This is a genomic window from Allobosea sp. GW821-FHT03A12 (assembly GCF_058986765.1).
The window spans coordinates 647,477-667,488 of the sequence record NZ_JBYSVZ010000001.1 but is presented as its reverse complement, the minus strand read 5'-3'; the positions used below and the strand labels follow the sequence as shown (position 1 = coordinate 667,488).

Annotated in this window: 15 protein-coding genes and 2 tRNA genes; 7 read left to right on the top strand and 10 right to left on the bottom strand. The window is 67.7% G+C overall.

The genetic code is table 11. The annotated features are described in order from the left end of the window. Positions 1-187 precede the first annotated feature (187 nt). Positions 188-262 (bottom strand) — tRNA-Gln (locus tag AC3WLC_RS03125). Between the two features lie 193 nt (positions 263-455). On the opposite strand from AC3WLC_RS03125, the gene AC3WLC_RS03120 reads away from it, so the two are divergent. Further along, a tRNA-Pro gene (locus AC3WLC_RS03120) sits at positions 456-532 on the top strand. 1,080 nt (positions 533-1,612) lie between these two features. Here AC3WLC_RS03120 and AC3WLC_RS03115 read toward each other — a convergent pair. Together AC3WLC_RS03115 and AC3WLC_RS03110 are read right to left on the bottom strand one after the other, a co-directional pair. Continuing rightward, on the bottom strand, positions 1,613-3,070 hold the full coding sequence (locus AC3WLC_RS03115; RefSeq protein ID WP_493682467.1) for a methyl-accepting chemotaxis protein: 1,458 nt from the start codon (positions 3,068-3,070) through the stop codon (positions 1,613-1,615). Continuing rightward, complete coding sequence (locus tag AC3WLC_RS03110) at positions 3,063-3,380, bottom strand: hypothetical protein (protein WP_493682466.1); 318 nt, start codon at positions 3,378-3,380, stop codon at positions 3,063-3,065. The genes AC3WLC_RS03115 and AC3WLC_RS03110 overlap by 8 nt, the downstream gene beginning before the upstream one ends. A 311-nt stretch (positions 3,381-3,691) precedes the next feature. On the opposite strand from AC3WLC_RS03110, the gene AC3WLC_RS03105 reads away from it, so the two are divergent. Further along, positions 3,692-3,835, top strand: a complete 144-nt coding sequence (locus AC3WLC_RS03105) for a hypothetical protein (protein ID WP_493682465.1) — start codon at positions 3,692-3,694, stop codon at positions 3,833-3,835. 79 nt (positions 3,836-3,914) lie between these two features. Here the strand turns inward: AC3WLC_RS03105 and AC3WLC_RS03100 are convergent, their stop codons facing one another. Further along, on the bottom strand, positions 3,915-4,532 hold the full coding sequence (locus AC3WLC_RS03100; protein WP_493682464.1) for a biotin transporter BioY: 618 nt from the start codon (positions 4,530-4,532) through the stop codon (positions 3,915-3,917). Positions 4,533-4,641: 109 nt separating this feature from the next. Between AC3WLC_RS03100 and AC3WLC_RS03095 the strand changes: the two genes are divergently transcribed. Continuing rightward, on the top strand, positions 4,642-5,577 hold the full coding sequence (locus AC3WLC_RS03095; RefSeq protein ID WP_493682463.1) for an MBL fold metallo-hydrolase: 936 nt from the start codon (positions 4,642-4,644) through the stop codon (positions 5,575-5,577). Between the two features lie 143 nt (positions 5,578-5,720). On the opposite strand, the gene AC3WLC_RS03090 is transcribed toward AC3WLC_RS03095, so the two are convergent. The 5 genes from AC3WLC_RS03090 to ilvD all read right to left on the bottom strand — a co-directional run bounded on the left by AC3WLC_RS03090 (position 5,721) and on the right by ilvD (position 13,059). Then, positions 5,721-6,497 (bottom strand): DUF1499 domain-containing protein, encoded by a 777-nt coding sequence (locus AC3WLC_RS03090; protein ID WP_493682462.1) that lies wholly within the window; start codon positions 6,495-6,497, stop codon positions 5,721-5,723. 44 nt (positions 6,498-6,541) lie between these two features. Continuing rightward, complete coding sequence (locus AC3WLC_RS03085) at positions 6,542-7,858, bottom strand: hypothetical protein (RefSeq protein ID WP_493682461.1); 1,317 nt, start codon at positions 7,856-7,858, stop codon at positions 6,542-6,544. A gap of 279 nt (positions 7,859-8,137) precedes the next feature. After that, positions 8,138-10,192 (bottom strand): caspase family protein, encoded by a 2,055-nt coding sequence (locus tag AC3WLC_RS03080; protein ID WP_493682460.1) that lies wholly within the window; start codon positions 10,190-10,192, stop codon positions 8,138-8,140. A gap of 102 nt (positions 10,193-10,294) precedes the next feature. Next, complete coding sequence (locus AC3WLC_RS03075; protein WP_493682459.1) at positions 10,295-11,188, bottom strand: DMT family transporter; 894 nt, start codon at positions 11,186-11,188, stop codon at positions 10,295-10,297. A 29-nt stretch (positions 11,189-11,217) separates the two neighbouring features. Further along, entirely contained in the window at positions 11,218-13,059 is a 1,842-nt protein-coding gene (ilvD, locus tag AC3WLC_RS03070) for a dihydroxy-acid dehydratase (protein WP_493682458.1), read from the bottom strand. Between the two features lie 223 nt (positions 13,060-13,282). On the opposite strand from ilvD, the gene AC3WLC_RS03065 reads away from it, so the two are divergent. The 4 genes from AC3WLC_RS03065 to AC3WLC_RS03050 all read left to right on the top strand — a co-directional run bounded on the left by AC3WLC_RS03065 (position 13,283) and on the right by AC3WLC_RS03050 (position 18,649). After that, the gene (locus AC3WLC_RS03065) at positions 13,283-14,137 is read left to right on the top strand and encodes a phosphate/phosphite/phosphonate ABC transporter substrate-binding protein (protein WP_493682457.1); all 855 of its coding nucleotides are present in this window, start codon (positions 13,283-13,285) and stop codon (positions 14,135-14,137) included. 38 nt (positions 14,138-14,175) lie between these two features. Next, the gene (locus tag AC3WLC_RS03060) at positions 14,176-15,036 is read left to right on the top strand and encodes a LysR substrate-binding domain-containing protein (RefSeq protein WP_493682456.1); all 861 of its coding nucleotides are present in this window, start codon (positions 14,176-14,178) and stop codon (positions 15,034-15,036) included. 504 nt (positions 15,037-15,540) lie between these two features. Beyond that, positions 15,541-17,748 carry a methyl-accepting chemotaxis protein gene (locus AC3WLC_RS03055; protein ID WP_493682455.1) on the top strand — a complete coding sequence of 736 codons (2,208 nt, stop codon included), beginning with the start codon at positions 15,541-15,543 and terminating at the stop codon, positions 17,746-17,748. A gap of 103 nt (positions 17,749-17,851) precedes the next feature. Continuing rightward, on the top strand, positions 17,852-18,649 hold the full coding sequence (locus AC3WLC_RS03050; RefSeq protein WP_493682454.1) for an alpha/beta fold hydrolase: 798 nt from the start codon (positions 17,852-17,854) through the stop codon (positions 18,647-18,649). A gap of 565 nt (positions 18,650-19,214) precedes the next feature. On the opposite strand, the gene AC3WLC_RS03045 is transcribed toward AC3WLC_RS03050, so the two are convergent. Beyond that, positions 19,215-20,000 (bottom strand): bestrophin-like domain, encoded by a 786-nt coding sequence (locus AC3WLC_RS03045; RefSeq protein WP_493682453.1) that lies wholly within the window; start codon positions 19,998-20,000, stop codon positions 19,215-19,217. Positions 20,001-20,012: the final 12 nt, after the last annotated feature.

Below are 20,012 nucleotides of genomic sequence, written 5' to 3'. Positions count from 1 at the left end.
CCTCGTTCGTCGCGCTGTCGTCAGCTATGCAGGCTCAGGCTGGGGCAAAGCAAGGTCCGCTTTGGGTCGAGACCGGACATTGGTCGGGTGCAAAAGATCGCGCCGGAAGGTGCAAAAGATCGCGCCGGGCTACAGGCGCGCTACAATTGCCGGGCAGCCACCGAACCGTCCGATAAACGGAGCTGGGTGGCTGGGGCGCCAGGATTCGAACCTGGGAATGGCGGTACCAAAAACCGCTGCCTTACCGCTTGGCGACGCCCCAATCTGCGCTGCCTTCTAGAGCGCGTCGCAGCCGTGCGCAACAGCGGATCGTCCTGCCCCGGGGCCGAGATCGACAGCGCGCCGCGCCTGGCCGGGGCTTGCGGCCGGAGCCTTGCCGAAAAAGATCGCGCAACCCCTGTCCTTGGCTGTTGCGCTGCGGCGAGCGGCTGGCTATAAGCCGGCCACCAGTTGATCGGAGTGTGGCTCAGCCTGGTAGAGCACCTCGTTCGGGACGAGGGGGTCGCAGGTTCAAATCCTGCCACTCCGACCAAAATTTCCCGATATATCGCAAATAGTTAGAGACAGGGCCGGATCGGCCCTTTTTCTTTGACCGGCAGAATTACCGACAGAAACGAAAAGACCGCCGCCACCTCTCGGTGACGACGGCCCGGTCCTTTCATTCGGCAGGTCAACGGACAGTGCACGGCGTTCGCTTCATTGCCGGTCGTTGCGTCAGCCTCTGCTGAGCCAGGATCTCGGCCCGGCGCATGATCTCTTCGTCGGCACGGTGCTTGACCCTATAAAATAAATGCGAAGAATATCGACATGATCGGAGCTCGCCAACCATGCTGAGAATTTTGGGCATTGGAGTAGTTTTTCTACTTGTGAGCACGACTTATTCCATGGCGCAGTTTCATCGTGAAAATTGCCACACCCAAGGGCCGCCATTCTATTTTGAAGAAAATAGCAAGATAATACTTGCTACCGAAATGGATGAAAATGGATGCCGATACGGTTTCGCTCCGATCAATAACAACCCGTTTCATAGCAGAAATACTGAGATGGTTTTTGAGAAAGCCGTTATTATGAAGGAGCCGGCAAACGGGAATCTCTCCCAGTCCGGAGAGTTCTCGTTCTTTTACAAACCGAATAAGGGGTTCAGAGGGAAAGACTCGTTTGTCGTTTACATATGCGGTAGTTCGCTAAGAGGCTCCGGCTGCGCGCGCCTGACTTACAATGCGATAATCCGGTAGGAGCCTGGTCGACTCCTTAAAGTCGCGCCAGCCCTTACGAGGGCCAGGCGATCGCGGGGCGCTAGCCCGGCAATGGCGGCACCCGCACGGCGGGGAGCTCTCGCCAGATGGTCCAGAGCCCGTACGGCATGCCCCGCGACCTGGGGCATGCAGAATCGCGCTGATCCCTACGCTCTACCCGGCATGCGCGGCATGACCTTGGAGACGCTCCAGAACGTCTACGGCCACCACCAGACCTTGCGAAACAACCCTTCGGGGCTTTTTTCGTTTTTGGGCGGATGTCCCGGCGGTTTCGAGGAGCCCGCCTGACGCTGGCGATCCCGGCAACAGCCCGTTCGGCTCCTATGGCCGCAGCACGCCAGCAAGATGGCTCGCCCTCACGCCGCCCGGATACGACCGAGAAAATCCGCAACTTCGCTGTCGAGATCGGCCGATTGGCGCGACAGCACGTCGGCCGAATCCGCCACGTGATTCGCCGCTTCGCCCGTCTCCTCCGCGACGCGGCTGACGATGTCGATATGCCCGCCGGCGGTGACCGTCTCGTCCGCGGCGCGCCTGACATTCTCGGCGATCCCCGCCGTCGCCACGTTCTGCTTCTCCACCACCGCCGCGACCGCGACCGAGATCTGGTTGAGCGTGTCGATGGTCGCCGTCATCGCGTCGATCGCGTTGATCGCGTCGGCGCCGGAGAGGCCGATCGCGTCGATCTGGTTCTGGATCTGCTCGGTCGCCCGCCAGGTCTCGTCGGCGAGCCCCTTGATCTCGTGCGCGACCACGGCGAAGCCGCCGCCCATATTGCCGATCCTGGCAGCCTCGATCGAAGCGTTCAGCGCCAGCAGGTTGGTGTGCCGGGCGATGGTCGAGATGACATGGGTGACGTTGCCGATCTCGTGCACCTTGCGCGAGAGCTCGCCGACCCGGTCGAGCACGGTCAGCGCCTGCTGCGTGGTGTCGCCGACGAGCCGGGCCGCCTCGTTCACCTGGCGGTCGACCTCGGTGAACGAGCTGGCGAGCTCGGAGGTCGCCTCGGTGATGGCGACGACGTTCGAGGAGGAGGAGCGCGAGGCCTGTGATGCGGCGACGGAGCGCTGCGACACCTCCTCCGCGCCGGTCCGCATCTGCTCGGACGCGGCCCGAAGCGAGGCGATCGAGGCGATCACGGCCCGCGCGATGCCGGCGATCTTGCGCTCGAACTCGTTGGCGAGGTCGTGCAGGATGCGGCGGCGCTCATGCGCAGCCCGTTCCGTCGTCTCGGCGACGTCCCGGCGCGCCTCGTCGGCGATCGAACGCGCCTCTTGCGCCTCGCTGCGCTCCCGCTCGGACGATTCCACCGCCTGCCGCAGCGACCAGACGATCCAGCTCAGCGCCCCCGCCTGGACGGCCACGATGACGCCATGCAGGAAAGCCCGCTTGATGTCGCTGCCGCCGGGAAACACGCCGATCGAGTTGAAGGTGCTCAGCGCGAGATGATGGACGGTGATGGCGAGCGTCGCCGGCAGGAAGATGCGCCAGTCCAGCCAGCCGGCCAGCACCGCCAGCATCGCGAAGAAATACATGTGCAGGTCGGCCTGGTAGGGATGCCCGGCGAAGGCATAGACCAGCAGCATGACCTGGCCGACGAGCGCGACGCTGGTGACCTGGCGCGTGACCCAGCCAATCCGATCGATGCGCCAGGAGAGCGTGCTCAGGATCGCCAGCGCCGCGCCCATCGCGGTGAGGTTCGACTGGGCCGGCCCGCCGGACGGCGTTCCGACCAGGAGCAAACCGACATTGGCCCAGAGGAGCGCGACCAGCAGCCTGGCGAACCGCGTGCGGAGCCGCTCGACTTCACCCATTTGCGAGGCTCCTGGCCTGGCGGATGCAGGATTGCGCCAGCGATCCGTCGATGACGAGCCAGGCACCGGCCCGATAGAGGGATGCGGCATAGTCGCGACCGTCGCCGACGCTGATCGCGACGGCTGCGGTAGCATCGAGCTGAAGGATGCTGCCGCCCGCCTCGGCGACGGCGCGCGCCATCTCCGGCTGCGAGGTGCCGGTCGGAAAGAAGGCAGCGATCGGCTGCCCCGGAACTGGCCAGGCAGCGACCAGGAACGCGGCCAAGGCCATGGCCAGAGCGAACATCAAGCCGAAGCCGATTTCACGCATCGCGTGCCCCCCGGCATCCGATCCGCAGATAAAAACTGTTCAAAAGAGTGCGGCTGCTGAGCTTTACAACCGGTAAACGGCAGCGATTACTGTGAACAGGTATTCACTTTCTCAGCAGATCTGGGTGTGTACGAACAAATGCCCCCGCCGCAGCATCTCGCCTGCAAGCCTGGGTAGAAGCCGAGAATTCCCTGCTCCGCCGCGCTGTCGCGCGCAGGCCCCCGGCGTGCCGCGCGAGCAGCCCGTCCCGCCCAGTGGCGCGCAGTGGGCCAGTTCGCTATGCTCGCGCCGCAATCTGGAGCCGCGCTCGCATGAAATCCGCCTTCCGCCTCATCGCCATTCTCGGCCTCACGACGCTGCTCGCGGGCTGCGACCGCTGCGGCGGTCTGATGGAGCTCGACATGTTCCTGCAGCCGGTCAAGAAGGCCTGTACCGACCAGAAACCGGCGGGCTGAGCCTTACCGGGCGAGAGCGCAGGCAATAAAAAAGCCGGGGCAGAGCCCCGGCTTTCTGATTCTGTGCAGGTTGTCCGGCTCAGCCGCGGCGCTTCAGCACCGACCAGCCGGCACCGACCAAGCTCGCGGCCAGCGCCGCCTTGATCAGGTCGCCGAGCAGGAAAGGCTGCACGCCGGCGGCCCAGGCCTTGGCGAAACCGATCCCGGTCGCGCCGCTCGCCATCTGCGCACCCAGCGCCAGCCAGGCGAAGCCGAGCGTCATCAGCACGATCTCGGCCAGCACCACGCCGCCGGCGAGGCGCAGGAGCGAGGCGCCGCGCGAGCCGGCCCAGCCGGCGATCGCCGCGGCGGCGACGAAGCCGATCAGGAAGCCGCCCGTCGGTCCGAGCAGATAGAGCGGGCCGGCAGCGACCGGCGGGGTGTTGGTGAAGACCGGCAGGCCGAACAGGCCATAGGCGATGTAGAGCGCGACGGTCGCAGCGCCGAGGCGCGCACCATAGGCAGCGCCGAGGCCGAGCACGGCCAGCGTCTGCAGCGTCATCGGCACCGGCCAGAACGGCACCTTGACCTTCGCGGCGGCGACGATCAGCAGGCTGCCGACGACGGCGAGCGCGACATTGCGCAGGACCTGGCTGCGCGGGGCCGGCAGGGCCGCGTTGACCATGGAGGTGGCGGGCAGTGGCAGCGTCTCGGCCATCGGATCTCGTCCTTCTTCTTCGGGCGCCGTCGACGCCCGGCTCGTTCGTCTATAGGAAATGGCCCGCCGGCCGACAAGCCGGTCACCATGCCCGATCCCGGATGCGCAGATGCCCAACGCCCCTTCCGACGCAGACGAACCGCTCGATTTCGACCGCGACCCCGGCGCAGCCTCGGGCGAGTTGGTGCAGCTCTCGCCTCTGGTGCGCCGGCTGATCGCCGGCAATGGCGGGCCGATGACCTTCACCGGCACCTGCAGCTACATTGTCGGGCGTGGCAGCATCGCGATCATCGATCCCGGCCCGGACGATCCCGACCATGTCGAGCGTTTGCTCGCGGCGATCGCCGGCGAGACCGTCACCGACATCGTCATCACCCACACCCATCGCGACCATTCCCCGGCCGCACGTGCGCTCAAGGCCGCGACCGGCGCACGCATCGTCGGCTGCGGCCTGCACCGGCCGGCGCGCGAGCTGGTGCTCGGCGAGATCAACCCGCTCGACGCCTCCGCCGACCGGAACTACGCGCCCGATCTCATCATGGCCGAGGGCGACGCGGTCTCCGGCCCGGGCTGGACGCTTGAGGCGCTGGAAACGCCCGGCCACACCGCCAACCACCTCGCCTTCGCCCTGCCGGAGGAGAACACCCTGTTCTCGGGCGACCATGTCATGGCCTGGTCGACCACGATCGTCGCCCCGCCCGACGGCTCGATGGTCGCCTACATGGCCTCGATCGAGAAATTGCGCGGCCGCGAGGACCGGCTCTACTGGCCCGGCCATGGCGGCCCGGTGCGCGAGCCCCAGCGCTTCCTGCGCGGACTGGTGCAGCACCGGCGGCTGCGCGAGGCGGCCATTCTCAGCCGTCTGCAGGCCGGCGACGAAACGATCGCCGAAATGGTGCCGCCGATCTATCAGGAACTGCCACCTCGGCTGCTCGGCGCCGCCTCGCTCTCGGTGCTGGCGCAGCTCGAGGATCTGGTCGAACGCGGCGTCGTGCTCTGCGATGACGGGGCGCCATTGCTGGCGAGCCGCTACCGGCTGGCGTGAGGCTCTTCCGTCATTGCGAGGAGCATAGCGACGAAGCAATCCAGAGGCGACAGTGCTCTACATCTCCCTGGGTTGCTTCGCGGAGCCTGTCCTCGGGCTTGCCGGAGGCAAGACCCGGGGGCTCGCAATGACGACGATGCCGCTCAGCGCAATTCCACGAGGAGCTTCACCTCCTCCTCGAAGGCGGCGATGCGCTTGGCATTGGCGCCGAAATCGAAACCGCCCAGCCGCGAGGCCGAGCGGATATCGATCCGGCTGCCGTCGGCGCGCGGCCTGATGCGGATGGTGATGTCGTCGACGAGGCGCAGCACGCGCGAGCGCGCAATCGCATCGAGCCGCCCCGCGCCGCTGCGCCCGCCCGGCGCGGCGCCCTCCAGCACCTGCCAGCCGAGCGTGACGCAGGCTTTTCGGGCGATGTCGTAGGCAATCTCGGCCGGCAGTTCGAGCACGATCGGTACCGCCTTGGGATAGCTCTGGCGCTGCGCCTTGCGCCGCTCGCCCGGAACATCGGGCGGCACCCGCCCCTCGCGCGCCGTCAGAGCCACGCGCGAGCGGCTGAAGGCCGGCGGCTCGTCGATGTCGGTCGAGACGTCGGCGAGGAACGGCAAGGTCGCGAGCTGGAAGCCGCCATAGGCGACCGGCGCGAGCAGCAGCAGGCAGAGCAGGAAGGCCTGCACGGCGATGCCGATGCCGCGATGCCCGTCCTGCCAGATCCGTACAAAGGCGGCGAGCGCCAGCAGGAAGGCGAGCAGCACGAAGATATAGGCGCCGGCGATCGGTGCCAGCCGCTCGACCGAGGGCTGGCCGAAGCGGAAGATCAGCACGGCGAGCACGACGACCGTCAGCCCGAACAGCGCCAGCCGCCGGCTCCAGATCGCCGCGCGTGAGACTGGCTCTTCGAAGACGAGACGCCGGTGCATCTCTCTTAGGTGGCGGAGCGCTGGGAGGAAGGCAAGCGCCCTCGTCAGCGCACGACGATCGGCGCGGTCGCCTCGACCACGCCCGGCACGGCGCGCAGCTTGTCGATCAGGTCGAGCACCTCGTCCGGCGACAGCGTCGCCGCATCATCGCTCGCGCTCGGCGCCACCTTGAGCCAGCGTTCGCGCAGCGCCGCCGGCAGCTCGGCCTCGGTGCCGAAGCAGGCGAACAGGTTCTCGAAGGCCGCGTCGAGCACGATGTCGTTCAAACCGAAATCATAGGGGTAGGACTGGCCGCCGGCGCGCAGCACGCTCCTGCTCTCCTCGCCGCGCACCGGCAGCACGACCGAGGCCGTGCCGTCCGGCGCCAGCACCCAGCAATGGAGTTTCGTGCCCGCCTTGCCCTCGATGCGGACATCGAGCCGCCTCCCCTTGGCGAAAGGCGAGGCCGCCGGCAGCAAAGCGAGCCGCGCCCGGTCCGAGCCGGCGGTGGCGGCGACATGCTCGAGGAAGGGACGCATTGCTGGATCGCAGCCCAGCCCCTCGACCGGGATGCGATTGCGCCCGCTCGGTGCCAGCACGGCGTCGCCGCGGCGGAATTCGAGCGCCATCCAGCTTTGCCCGTTGCGGTCCTGCTCGAAACGGCCACGCGTCATAACCTCGGCGCTGGAAGCCACGCACTGACCGGGCGCAGCCTTGCGGATCTCCAGCGGCCGCGAGCGCAGGACGCGATCGTCGGAACGCGACTCGGCGTCGAGCGCGAGCAGCAGCCGCTCGCCGAGCGCGGCGCTGCAGGCGCTGTAACCGCTCGCCGCGGCGAAGGGACAGATGTCGACCCGCCTGAGATCGGGCACGGCCCGCACCAGGTTCTCGACCGCCCGGCTCATGACCTGGTCGATATCGACGACACCGGGCTTGGTCCGGATCGCGATCTCGACCGGCTCGCTCGTCGCCTTGCAGTCGCCGGCCCTGGCGATCGCCTGCAGGCGGAAGCTCGCTCTGTCCTCCTGCCGCGCCGGCTCGGTGAAGAAGATGCTGGCATCGCCCTCGAACGCTTTGCGGATCTGCGTCTCGGCCTCACCCGGCTTTTGCAAATTGAGGCTATCGCGCAAGGTCTTGATGCGGACGACGTCGGCGCTCGCTGCCAGCCTGACCCGCCCCTCGCTCTGCAGGCGGCTCTCGATCGCGAGCCTGACCTCATCGGCCTGCGTGCGAGACAGCACCTGCTGGCCGCCGTCGAAGCCGACCACGGCGAGCGAGAGGTCGCGCTTGCCCGAGCAGGCCGCGACGCTATCGAGCCAGGTCGAGAGCGCATCGGCGCGTGCGGCGCCGGCCGCCGCGACCAACGCACCAACGACCAACATTCGGCAGATCAGGCGCATTGCGCGGAACCTCTCGCGTCATTCCGGGGCACGCCGCAGGCCTGAGCCTGGAACCCATGAACACGACGACCGCGAATTCCCGCCGTCATTGCGAGCAAAGCGAAGCAATCCAGGAAGACATAGAGCTCTGCCGCCCCTGGATTTCTTCGTCGCTACGCTCCTCGCAATGACGCTGGAGCCCCGTCGTAGTCATGGATTCCGGGCTCTTCGCTACGCGAAGCCCCGGAAAGACGGATGAGGCACCGCATCTGACCTCCAAGCCTAATGCTCCTGCTCCAGCGACCGCGCATAACCATCGAGCGCCCGCACGAAGATGGGGTTGAAGCGGCCATCGATCGCGCCGCTGTAATGATCGGCCTTCTGCGCGGCGCGTTGCAAGGCCCGCACCGTATCCGGCTTCAGCTTCTGCTCGGAGACATCGCTGGCGGAGATCGCCGCGGCGCCCGCCTCTCCCTTCTCCAGTGCCTTCATCAGCATCTGCAGCGAATTCGTGCCGGGGAAGAAGGAGCCGAAACCGTTGTCGATCAGCGTCGCCATCGAGACCATCGCGATCGGATCGCCTTTGTCGGCAGCCTGGCGGAACAGGTCGAAGCCCTTCTGCGGGTTCTTCGGGAAGCCCGGCCGGCCTTCGAGATAGGCCGGCACCAGCTTGGCGATCGAGAAGGCATCGCCCGCCTCCGCCGCCTTCTGGTACCAGCGCAGCGACGCCGCCTCGTCACGCGGCCGGCCCCGGCCATATTGCAGCATGCGTCCGACATTGCTCATCGCGATGGCGTTGCCGGTGCCAGCAGCCTGCTCGTAGAGCGCAAAGGCCTTCTGCAACTCGACCTTGCTGCCCTGGCCGTTCTCATAGAGCGCGCCGAGATTGTTCATCGCCGCGGCGCTGCCGGCATCGGCCGCCTTGTCATAGGCCGCGAGCGCGTCCTTGTAGCGCTCGGCTTTGTCATAGGCGCGGCCGAGCTGGTAGGCGAGCCGCCGCACTTGCGGCTGCGACTCTGCCGCCTGCTTGCAGGCCGCGATCGCAGCGCGCGCATCGATCCGGGCGAACTTCACGCCCTTGACGCCCTCGCGCCTGTCGGGATCGTTGGGATCGCCGGCGAGTTCATCGCAGTCCTGCACGCGCGGATCGCGCGAGACATCGCTGCGGCCGAGATAGCCTTCGGCCAGCGAGCGATAGGCGCAGACGGTGCCGCAGCCCTTGAGATACTCCTCGTACTTGCCGGAGCCGCCGAGCCTGACCCAGTTCTGCTCGTCGCTCGCGGCTTCGCCACTGCGGCGCTTGTCGAGCAGCAGCGCCATCGCCGTCTCGCGATAGCCGCAGGTCTCGCCGCAGCGCGCGACGTAGGCCTCGAGCGCGCTGCGTTCGCCGGCCGCCTTGGCCCGCTGCCAGTTGGCCTCGTCCCGCGCCAATGCGACCGCGCGCGCCACCGCTGGCACCGGCTCCGCCACCGGCAAGGCGATCGAGGCCAGGTCGATCTCCGGAGCCTGTTCGCGGCCGCTGTCGCGCCGCGCCGCGGCCCCGACGCTGTCCTTGAGGTAGCGCTGCAGGTCGGACCAGGCGAGCGGGCCGGTCTCGGGTCCGCCGGCCGGCCGCGCCAGCCCGGCAGCGCCCATCAGGAAGCGGCTGGTGAACAGGCCGAGCTTCTGGTTCTCATCCCAGTTGGCAGGCGTTGCCCCGGAGGTCGCGACCAGCTTGACGATGCCAGCGCCTGTGCGCGGTCTTGCGGGCGTGAAACCCGGCGCCGAGACGGCGAGCAGGCTCTCGCCCTTGCGCCCGGTCTCGCCGGTGAAGCAGGCGTCGATCATCACGATCAGCTGCCGCTGCCCCCCGATCTTCTGCCGGACCAGTTCGAGGTTGCGATAGAGCGTCTGCAGGGCATAGCCGCTTTCGCTGGCATTGGGATTGCCGTCCTGCGGCAGCAGGAAGGGCTGGCGGGTCGCGAGATCGGGCACGCCATGGCCGGAATAATAGACGAAGACGTTGGAGCGGCCCTCGACCGCGCTGCGCCAGAGCTTGCCGCCCTGCGGATTGGCTTCGCTGCCGAACATCTGGGTGAGCTCGCCGAGCGTCGCGTCCTTCAGCAGGAAGACGTTCTGCTCGCGGAAACCGAGCGTGCCGGTGAGATAAGCCTTGATCGCCTCGGCGTCGTTATGGGCGAAGTCGACCGTGCTGGTCTGCTTGTAGGCCTTGTTGCCGACCACCACTGCGATCGACTCGGCATTGTCAGAAAAGGTGACCGGCGGCGCCTGCGCGATCGCAGGTGAGAGGAGCCCCAGCCAGAGCAGGGCTGCGATCAGGAACGCCGGCAAGGCCACCTCCAGAATCCGCGCGCCAGCGCTGTGCCGCGCCGGCGCGTCGATTTGTCGATGCGGCTTTTGTCCGGACGATCCATGGCGAAGATGTGACGCTAGGCAAGTCTAGCTGCTGGCAGGGCGAGCCGCTTGCCCATCCGTCGTCGCCAGCCAGATGCCGAGCCCGACGACCACGATCCCGACGGCGAGGTTCCAGCCGATCGGCTCGTTCAGCACGGCGGCCGCCACCAGCGAGGCCGTGACCGGGTTGACGGTGACGGTGACCGCGACGCTGGTCGGCGACGCCCGCCCGAGGGCGAAGCCCCAGAGATAGAAGGTCAGGGCGGCGCCGATCACGCCGAGATAGAGCGCCGCCGACCATTGCGGGACAGAAAATTGCGCCACCGCGTCGAAGCTGCCGCGAACCGCCGAGATCAGGACCAACACGGCCGCGCCGACGGCCATCGCCACGGTCGTGAACGGGATCGGCCCGCAGCGGCGTATCACCGGCTTCGACCAGATGCCGTAAAGCGCCATGCACAGCGCCGCGGCGATCATCAGGAGGTCGCCGCGCCAGGCCTGCGGCGGCGCGTGGCCGAGGCCCGAGAGCAGCGCGAAGCCGACACCCGCCATCGCGATCAGCACACCGGCCGTCTTCCGCGCCGTGAGCCGTTCCCGGCCGAGTGCCGCGCCGACGACCAGCGACAAGAGCGGCAGGGTCGAGAGCGCCAGCGCCCCGCGCGCGCTGCTCGTATAGATCAGCGAGGCGTTGAACAGGATCGGGAAGACCGCGAAGAACAGCAGCCCCAGCCCGGCGGTCTGGAGCCAATCCCCACGATCGGGCCAGCGCCGGTCGCCGAGCAGGGCGACAGGGGCGAGCAGCAGGCAGCCGATGCCGAAGCGGAAGGAGCCGATCGCCAGGGGATCGAGATGACCGACGAGATAGCGGGTCGCGGCGATGGAGGTTCCTCCAAGCGCGCTCGACGCCGTCGCGGCCACCACACCCCAGAGCTCGCTCATGCCGGGGCCTCCGCTGGCTCTGTCTCAGCTCAATCGATCGCGCGCACCGCCCCCTTGGCCGCGCTGGTCGCCAGCGCCGCATAGGCCTTCAGCGCGGTCGAGACCTTGCGCTTGCGCGGCGCCGCCGGCTTCCAGGCATCCTTGCCCTTTGCGTCCATGGCAGCGCGCCGGCGCGCCAGCTCCTCGTCGGAGACCTTGAGGACGATGCTGCGCTTGGGGATGTCGATCTCGATCACGTCGCCGCTTTCGACCAGGCCGATCGCGCCACCTTCGGCCGCCTCGGGCGAGACATGGCCGATCGACAGGCCCGACGAGCCGCCCGAGAAGCGCCCGTCGGTGACCAGGGCGCAGGCCTTTCCGAGGCCCTTCGACTTCAGATAGCTGGTCGGATAGAGCATCTCCTGCATGCCGGGCCCGCCGCGCGGCCCCTCATAGCGGATCAGCACGATCTCGCCGGCCTTGACCTTGTTGTTGAGGATGCCCTCGACCGCCGCATCCTGGCTCTCGAAGATCACCGCCTTGCCCGAGAAGGTCAGGATCGAGGCGTCGACACCGGCCGTCTTCACGATGCAGCCGTCGAGCGCGATGTTGCCGTAGAGCACGGCGAGGCCGCCATCCTGCGAATGCGCATGCGCCTTCTCGCGGATGACGCCGCCCTCGCGATCGAGGTCGAGCTCCTCATAGCGCCGGTCCTGGCTGAAGGCGGTCTGCGTCGGCACGCCGCCGGGCGCAGCGCTGTAGAACGAGCGCACCGCCTCGCTCTGCGTCTGCCTGATGTCCCAACGCTCCAGCGCCTCGGCCAGCGTCGCGCTGTGCACGGTCGGCAGCGAGGTGTCGAGCAAGCCGGCGCGATCGAGCTCGCCCAGGATCGCCATGATGCCGCCGGCGCGATGGACGTCCTCCATGTGGACGTTCGCGACGGCCGGCGCGACCTTGCACAGCACCGGCACGTTGCGCGAGAGCCGGTCGATATCGGCCATGGTGAAGTCGATCTCGGCCTCATGCGCGGCGGCGAGCAAATGCAGCACGGTGTTGGTCGAACCGCCCATCGAGATGTCGAGCGTCATCGCGTTCTCGAACGCCTTGAAGCTCGCGACATTGCGCGGCAGCACGCTCTCGTCATCCTGCTCATAGTAGCGTTTGGCGATGTCGACGATGAGATGGCCGGCCTCGACGAAGAGGCGCTTGCGGTCGGCATGGGTCGCCAGCGTCGAGCCGTTGCCCGGCAAAGCGAGGCCGAGCGCCTCGGTCAGGCAGTTCATCGAATTGGCGGTGAACATGCCCGAGCAGGAGCCGCAGGTCGGGCAGGCCGAGCGCTCGATCACCTCGACTTCGCTGTCCGAGTACTTGCTGTCGGCGGCGGCGACCATGGCATCGACCAGGTCGACCTTCTTCAGCACGCCCTCGGCGATGTATTTGCCGGCCTCCATCGGCCCGCCCGAGACGAACACGGTCGGGATGTTCAAGCGCATCGACGCCATCAGCATGCCGGGCGTGATCTTGTCGCAATTGGAAATGCAGACCATCGCGTCGGCGCAATGGGCGTTGACCATGTATTCGACGCTGTCGGCGATCAGCTCGCGCGACGGCAGCGAATAGAGCATGCCGTCATGGCCCATGGCGATGCCGTCATCGACCGCGATGGTATTGAACTCCTTGGCAACGCCGCCGGCCTTCTCGATCTCGCGCGCAACGAGCTGGCCGAGATCCTTGAGGTGGACATGGCCCGGCACGAACTGGGTGAAGGAGTTCACCACCGCGATGATCGGCTTGCCGAAGTCCGAGTCCTTCATGCCGGTGGCGCGCCAGAGGCCGCGGGCGCCGGCCATGTTGCGGCCATGGGTGGTGGTGGCGGATCTCAGCCTCGGCATGCTCGACCTCATTGACGCGACGCCCGCACGGACGGGCTCCAGCGTCGTGACTTAGCCGCTGCGGCGCCGCAGCCAAAATTGAATTATTCGATTTCGGCCATCGGCGCCGTCCATGCTGCAGGGCACAGCGCCAGCTGCGTTGCCCTCGCTTGTCGGCCCATGGCTCCCTCCCCTAGCATGCCGCACCGGATCGCGGGCCGATCCGAACAGGGCGGAATCGGACATGAGTGATATCGCGATGCGGGACGCAAAGGCCGCGCCGACTGAGACGCCCCCGCTCTCGGCGACCTCGCCGATGTACAATCTCCCCGAGATGCGCGCGCTCTATCTGGCCTTCTGGGAAGCGCTCGTCGCCGAGCTCGGGCCGGAGGCGGGAGAGCTGCCTGAGGCCTTCGCCTTCGACCGCCCGGCCGTGCCCGATGCGATCGGCCCCGAGGTGTTCTTCTCGCAGACCTGCGGCTACCCGCTGCAGACGATCTATCGCGGCCAGTACCAGTTGCTCGGCGTGCCCAGCTACGACGCGCCGGGCTGCGGCGAGGCCACCCATTGCGCCTTCATCCTCGTCCGCGACGCCTCCCCGTTCCAGGCGATCGAGGACCTGCGCGGCACGCGCTTCGCCTGCAACAGCCGGCAGTCGAATTCCGGCATGAACCTGCCGCGGCGCCTGATCGCCCCGCTCGCCGGCGGCAAGCCGTTCTTCAAGGAGGTCGTCGAGACCGGGACGCACCCGTTCAGCATGGGACGCGTCGCCACCGGCGAGCTCGACGCCGCCTCGATCGACTGCATGACCTTCGCCTATTTCAGCGAGCATCGGCCGCAGGCCGTGGCCGGCTTGCGCGTCATCGCGCAGACGCCGCCGAGCCCGGCCATCCCCTTCGTCACCTCGATCGCGACCGCGCCGGCGCGGGTCGAGGCCCTGCGCGCCGCGCTGCTCGCCCTGTCGTCGAAGCCGGAGCATCGCCTGGTGCTGCAGGCGCTGCGCATCGCGTCGATCGGCCCGGCCTCGCTCGCCCCCTATGAGCGCATCCTCGACTATGAGCGCGAGGCCGCCGAGCTGGGCTATGCCGAGCTGGTGTGACGATGGATCGCCCCGGCTGCTGCGCTTGAGAGATGGCCTTGCTGCGCAATATCGACATCGACCTGCTGCGGAGCTTCGTGACCATCGCGGAGCTGCGCTCCTTCACCCGCGCCGCGGCGGCACTCGCCCGCACGCAGTCGACGATCTCGACCCAGGTGCGAAAGCTCGAGGAGATCGCCGGCCAGACCCTGCTGCAGCGCTCGCCGCAGGAGGTGCTGCTCACCCGCGCCGGCGAGGATTTCCTCGGTTATGCCCGCCGCATCGTCGCGCTTCATGACGAGGCGCTCGACGTGGTTCGCGCCCAGAGCGTTTCCGGCCGCGTCCGGCTCGCGGTGATGGACGACTACGCCACCGTCGTCCTGCCCGAGACGCTCGCCCGCTTCGCGCGCTCGCATCCGGAGGTCGAGCTCGAAGTCACCACCGGCTTCACCCGCGACCTGATCGCCAGCCTCGGTGAGGCCTTCGACCTTGTCCTGGCGACGCAGAAGGCCGGCGACGGCAGCGGCGAGGTGCTGCGCAGCGAGCGCACCGCCTGGGCCTGGTCGGACCGCCACGACTTTCCGCCCGCCGGGCCGTTGCCGCTCGCCTTGCTGAAGGCGCCGAACATGTATCGCGAATGGGCGCTCGCCGCGCTCAACGAGGCCGGCCGGCCCTGGCGCATCCTGTTCTCCTCCTCCAGCATCGGCGCGGTCGAGGCGGTCGCCGCCGCCGGCGCGGCGCTGACCGTGGTCAAGGCGGGCACGGCGCGGGAGGGGTTGCGCCTGCTCGGCAAGACCGATGGCCTGCCAGCGCTACCCGCCTCGGAGATCGCCTTGCATCTGGCTCCGGGCCGCACCGCCCCCGCGACACGCGCCTTCGCGGCCTTCCTGGCCGAGAGTTTGAAAGCTGGAGGCGAGTGAGCCACAGGAGACCGGCATGTCGAGTACCTTCGGCGAGGGTCGCGAACACTCCAGATAGCTCGACAACTAAATATTTCTCAGGTTGCATTAAATTCAGAAAACGCGCCTCGCGCGCATTATTTCGATCGCGACGCGTTCATTGCAACTCTACGGCGAATTCATGCCTTACGATCTCGCCTTGAAAACGCAACCTGCACCATCGAACGGTCATATGGTTAGTAAATCTGACTGATCATTCAGTAAAAATTTACTGTCCGACCTCAGGGTGCGCCTAGAAAAGCGGCACCCTGGATAGACCGGCATGTTCGACCGGAGCAGCGTTCAACCCTCTCGAAACAACGCGCTCCCGCGGTTTCGCGAACGCATCACCATCTGGGTCCCTGCGACCAGACGCTCGTTCCGGCGCCCAGCCGACTGATCGCCCGATCTTCCCGAACGCTCCGAATCCGGTCGCGCGCCTCAGCCCGGCCGCCCTCGTCTCATGTCCAATTGGGAACAAGAAGCATGCGCCTGGCTGCCAATCTCTCGATAAAGCAAGTCTTTCTCTGCGTCGCCGGCCTCTTCGCCGCCCTGATCGCGGCGATCATCGCAACTTGGTACTTCCAGCAGCAGGCCGTCGGCGCCCGGGCCAATGCCTATCGCCAGGTCTATAACTCCTATCTGCTCGCCGATGAGTTCCGGCAGAGCTCGGACGACCTGACGCGGTTGGCGCGGACCTTCGCCGTCACCGGCAATGCGCGCTATGAGCAGCAATATCTCGAAGTCATCGCCATGCGCGCCGGCGAGAAGCCGCGCCCCGTCCAGCCGCACCGTATCTACTGGGATCTCGTCCTCGACAATGCCGTGCGCCCGCGCGGCCCCGGCGAGACCAAGGCGCTGATGACCGCGATGAAGGAAGCCGGCTTCACCGACCAGGAATTCGCCAGGCTCGGCCAGGCCGCAGCCAAGTCGGATGGTCTCGTCGCCCTCGAGACCCGCGCCATCAACGCCGCCAAGGGCCTGTTCGAGGACGGCAGCGGCAAATACACCGTCAAGAAGGAGCGTGATCTCAATCTCGCCCGCGAGCTGCTGTTTTCGGCCGATTACGATCGGATGAAGGCCGAGATCATGAAGCCGGTCGATGAGTTCTTCGGGCTGGTCGAGGCCCGCACCAATGCGCTCCTCGAGGCCACCAGCGCCACCGTCAGCCAGATCCAGTGGGTGTTCAACGTGCTGCTCGCTGCGCTGGTCGCGCTGGTGCTCGCCACCGGCGCCCTGATCGTCTCGCGCGTCATCAAGCCGCTCGCCGCGATCAAGACCAGCATCGACGGGCTCTCCAATGGCGAGCTCGAGACACCGATCCCGCAGACCGGCCGCCGTGACGAAGTCGGCGCCGTCGCCGGGGCGCTGCTGCTCTTCCGCGACAAGCTGGTGCAGATCCGCGCCCTTGAGGCCCAGGAGCGGGCGGAAGCTGCGGCGCGCGCGGCGCGTGCCGATGCGATGTCGCGCGTCGTCTCCGATGTCGGCGAGGTCGTCGCCGCCGCCGCCGATGGCGACTTCTCGGCCCGGCTGCAGATCGACGATGCCGACGAGCAGATGCAGAAGCTCGTCGCCGGCATCAACGAGATCAACGCCGTCGTCGACGGCGCCACGACCGAATTCGTCGCCGTGCTGCAGCGCGTCGCCGAGGGCGACCTGACGCAGGACATCGCCACGCAGTATCGCGGCCGCTTCGGCGAGCTGAAGGCGGCGGTCAACGAGACCGTCGAGCGCCTGTCCTCGACCGTGAAGACGATCCAGCTCACCTCCGCCGATGTCGGGCTCTCGGCCCGCGAGATCGCGACCGGTGCGGACGATCTGTCGAAGCGCACCGAGGAACAGGCCTCCTCGCTGGAGGAAAGCGCCGCGACGACCGAGGAACTGGCGGCGTCCGTCAAGGCCTCGGCCCAGGCCTCGCGCCAGGCAGCGACCACGGCCGAGGAGGCGATGCGCGCCGCCGAGGGCGGCGGCGAGATTGCCGGCAAGGCGGTCAGCGCCATGGCCCGGATCGAGGACGCCTCGAAGAAGATCTCCGACATCACTCGCGTGATCGACGACATCGCCTTCCAGACCAATCTCCTGGCCCTCAACGCCGCGGTGGAAGCGGCTCGCGCCGGCGACGCCGGCAAGGGTTTTGCGGTCGTCGCCTCCGAGGTCCGGACGCTGGCGCAGCGCTCGGGCGAAGCGGCCAAGGACATCTCGACGCTGATCTCCTCCTCGAACGCCGAGGTCGGCGAGGGCGTCAAGCTGGTCCGCCAGGCCGGCGATGCGCTGACGCAGATCCTCGCGGCGTCGCAGAAGGTCGCCTCGACCATCGCCGACATCTCCTCGGCCGCGGCAGAGCAGGCCAACGGCATCGAGGAGATGAGCCAGACCGTCGCCCATATGGACGAGATGACCCAGCAGAACGCCGCGCTCTCCGAGCAGAGCGCCGCCTCCGCCAATGCGCTCAACCAGCGCATCACGCAGCTCAACGACCTCGTCGCGGCCTTCAAGACCGGAGGCGACGGCGTCACCAGCGCCTCCATGGCTCACGCCGCCCCGGCCCGCCCGGCCGCGCGGCCGGCTGCCGCACGCAAGCCTGCGGCCGAGCCGCAGCGCCTGCAGCAGCTCGCCGCGACCGCGTTCAGCCCGGCGCCGCGCAAGGTCGCCAACGCCGGCAAGCACGGCGACAGCGGCTGGGCCGAGTTCTGAGCACACCGCCGGCCGCCTTTCGGGGCGGCCGGCATCCTTGCGAAGGCCGCGCGGGCAAAGGCAGAATGAGCGCTTCGACAACTGCCGGCCGAGCGTGCCCCGAGTGACGACCATCGACCAGCGGGATGCCCTGCTCCGGCTCGGCGAGCACCAGCTCTTCACGCGCAGCTGGACACCGTCTGATCCTGAAGCTGGCCGGCTTGCGCCGATCCTGCTCTTTCATGACTCGCTCGGCTGCGTCGAGCTCTGGCGCAGCTTCCCCGAGAAGCTCGCGGTGGCGACCGGCCGGCGCGTCGTCGCCTATGATCGCCTCGGCTTCGGTCGCTCCGATCCGCATCCAGATCAGCTCGGCCTTGATTTCGTCGCCGAGGAAGCGCGCAACGCCGTCCCGCAGCTTTGCGACGCGCTCGGCATCGGCGATTTCGTCGCCTGCGGCCACAGCGTCGGCGGCGGCATGGCGGTGGCGACGGCGGCGCAATGGCCCGGACGCTGCCGGGCGCTGGTCACCATCGCCGCCCAGGCCTTCGTCGAGGACAGGACGCTGGCCGGGATCAGCCTGGCGCGGCGCGATTTCCAGGACCCCGCCAATCTCGCCCGGCTGGCACGCTATCACGGCGACAAGGCACGCTGGGTGGTCGATGCCTGGATCGAGACCTGGCTATCGCCCGCCTTCGCGGACTGGACGCTCGACAAGCCTCTGGCGGCCGTACGCTGCCCGGTCCTCGCCATCCATGGCGATCTCGACGAATATGGCTCGCTCCGCCATCCCCGGCGCATCGCGCAGGGGCGCGGCGAGACCCTGATCCTGGCGGGGATAGGCCATGTCCCGCATCGCGAGGCGGAGGATGTGCTGGTCAAAGCGATCACGGGTTTTCTGGCCGAGGCTCCCACGGAAGGCTAACCGCAACGCAGAACCCCTCTCCTGTAAGGAGAGGGGCAGGGGTGAGGTGTTCGGAGTTGAATCGCGAGCCTCAACCCAACCGCGCGGTGAGCGCAGCCGGAACTGGTCGCAGGGCCTACACCTCACCCTGCCCTCTCCTTCCAGGAGAGGGTTCCCCGCGTTTCACTGGAACAAGGCTGCGGTTGCGCGGGGACAACCTCCCAATCAATCCCCGCCTGCCAAACCTGTCGTATTCTCTCCCCCGTCCCGCCCGACCAAGGGGGCTGTCGCGAGGCATCGTGCGGCCGGGCGGGAGGGCGGTGTCCGTCTTGAACAGTCGTTGCGGGCTGGAATGGCGGAGGGGCCTCGTCGTCCGGGTACGCCCGGTCCTGCCGGACCTGAAAGCACGGCGAGGCACCATCAGAGAACCGCGCGCGGGGTTCGGCAGCGGCGAGCATTTGGCCGCTTCGACATTTCGACATCGACATTCGACATGGCGGCGGAACGCCGCCGCAACCGGACCCCGCGCCCCCCTTGGGATGGCGGTCACCTTCAACCCCTCGCGGCGGAAGCCGGCGAGGCCGCGCTATCGCGCCATGTCCGCGAGCGCCTCGCGCATCGCCGTGCTCGGGATGTGGAACACCCCCTGATAGGGCAGGCTGAGGTCGACGATCACGAACATGATGCTGGAGACGGAAAGCACGCCGATCGCCAGCACGATGGCGCTCAGGGCCCGGCGCGGAATCTGCAGGCCGAAGCTCAGGAAGACCAGGCTGAGCCAGAAACTCAATATGCCGACGAAAAAGCCGCCGGAGGGGGCGTTTGCATCCTCGATGACGTTCCATCGTGCCGACGACGCATCGGCAAAGGCTGCACGGCAGCGCGTCGCGGTGTTTTCGAGGCCCGTGGTCGGAAGCGCGTCGACAGCGGCCCCGATCTCGTTCATCAACCGCGCCAGCGTGCGATCCTCGCCGCGAATGGCCATGCCCGCGATGTCCGGCATGCCCGCGATCGTCGGCGCGACCTCGCGCGGCCAGGTGCTGGCGATCACAGCGGCGGTGTACTGCCGAAGCTTCAGCCTAAGCGGGTCCGCCGTCTCCTTGAATGGGCGCAGGCACTGGTCGAGATTGGCCAGGCGCGCCGCATAGGCGGAGCGGTGGCCGCTGGTGACGTCGAAATGGCTCCGGGTCGTCGACAATTGCAAGGAGAGGATCAGCGCGGCGAAGGTGACCATCAGCCCGGTCACCAGCCTGATCGAATCCATGTTCTCGCTGGTCAGGTGGCGCTCGTGCAGGCGCTTGCGCAAGGCGATGCCTGCCAGCGCGCTCAGGCTGAACAACGCCAGGAACGCCAGGACCAGGAGGAATTCCATGCGATCTCCTTG

Coding starts and splice junctions, on each gene's coding strand:
- AC3WLC_RS03105 (WP_493682465.1), top strand. CDS start 3,692: ATGAAATCCGCCTTCCGCCTCATCGCCATTCTCGGCCTCACGACGCTG.
- AC3WLC_RS03110 (WP_493682466.1), bottom strand. CDS start 3,380: ATGCGTGAAATCGGCTTCGGCTTGATGTTCGCTCTGGCCATGGCCTTG.
- ilvD (WP_493682458.1), bottom strand. CDS start 13,059: ATGCCGAGGCTGAGATCCGCCACCACCACCCATGGCCGCAACATGGCC.
- AC3WLC_RS03065 (WP_493682457.1), top strand. CDS start 13,283: ATGAGTGATATCGCGATGCGGGACGCAAAGGCCGCGCCGACTGAGACG.
- AC3WLC_RS03085 (WP_493682461.1), bottom strand. CDS start 7,858: ATGTTGGTCGTTGGTGCGTTGGTCGCGGCGGCCGGCGCCGCACGCGCC.
- AC3WLC_RS03055 (WP_493682455.1), top strand. CDS start 15,541: ATGCGCCTGGCTGCCAATCTCTCGATAAAGCAAGTCTTTCTCTGCGTC.
- AC3WLC_RS03095 (WP_493682463.1), top strand. CDS start 4,642: ATGCCCAACGCCCCTTCCGACGCAGACGAACCGCTCGATTTCGACCGC.
- AC3WLC_RS03100 (WP_493682464.1), bottom strand. CDS start 4,532: ATGGCCGAGACGCTGCCACTGCCCGCCACCTCCATGGTCAACGCGGCC.
- AC3WLC_RS03090 (WP_493682462.1), bottom strand. CDS start 6,497: ATGCACCGGCGTCTCGTCTTCGAAGAGCCAGTCTCACGCGCGGCGATC.
- AC3WLC_RS03075 (WP_493682459.1), bottom strand. CDS start 11,188: ATGAGCGAGCTCTGGGGTGTGGTGGCCGCGACGGCGTCGAGCGCGCTT.
- AC3WLC_RS03115 (WP_493682467.1), bottom strand. CDS start 3,070: ATGGGTGAAGTCGAGCGGCTCCGCACGCGGTTCGCCAGGCTGCTGGTC.
- AC3WLC_RS03045 (WP_493682453.1), bottom strand. CDS start 20,000: ATGGAATTCCTCCTGGTCCTGGCGTTCCTGGCGTTGTTCAGCCTGAGC.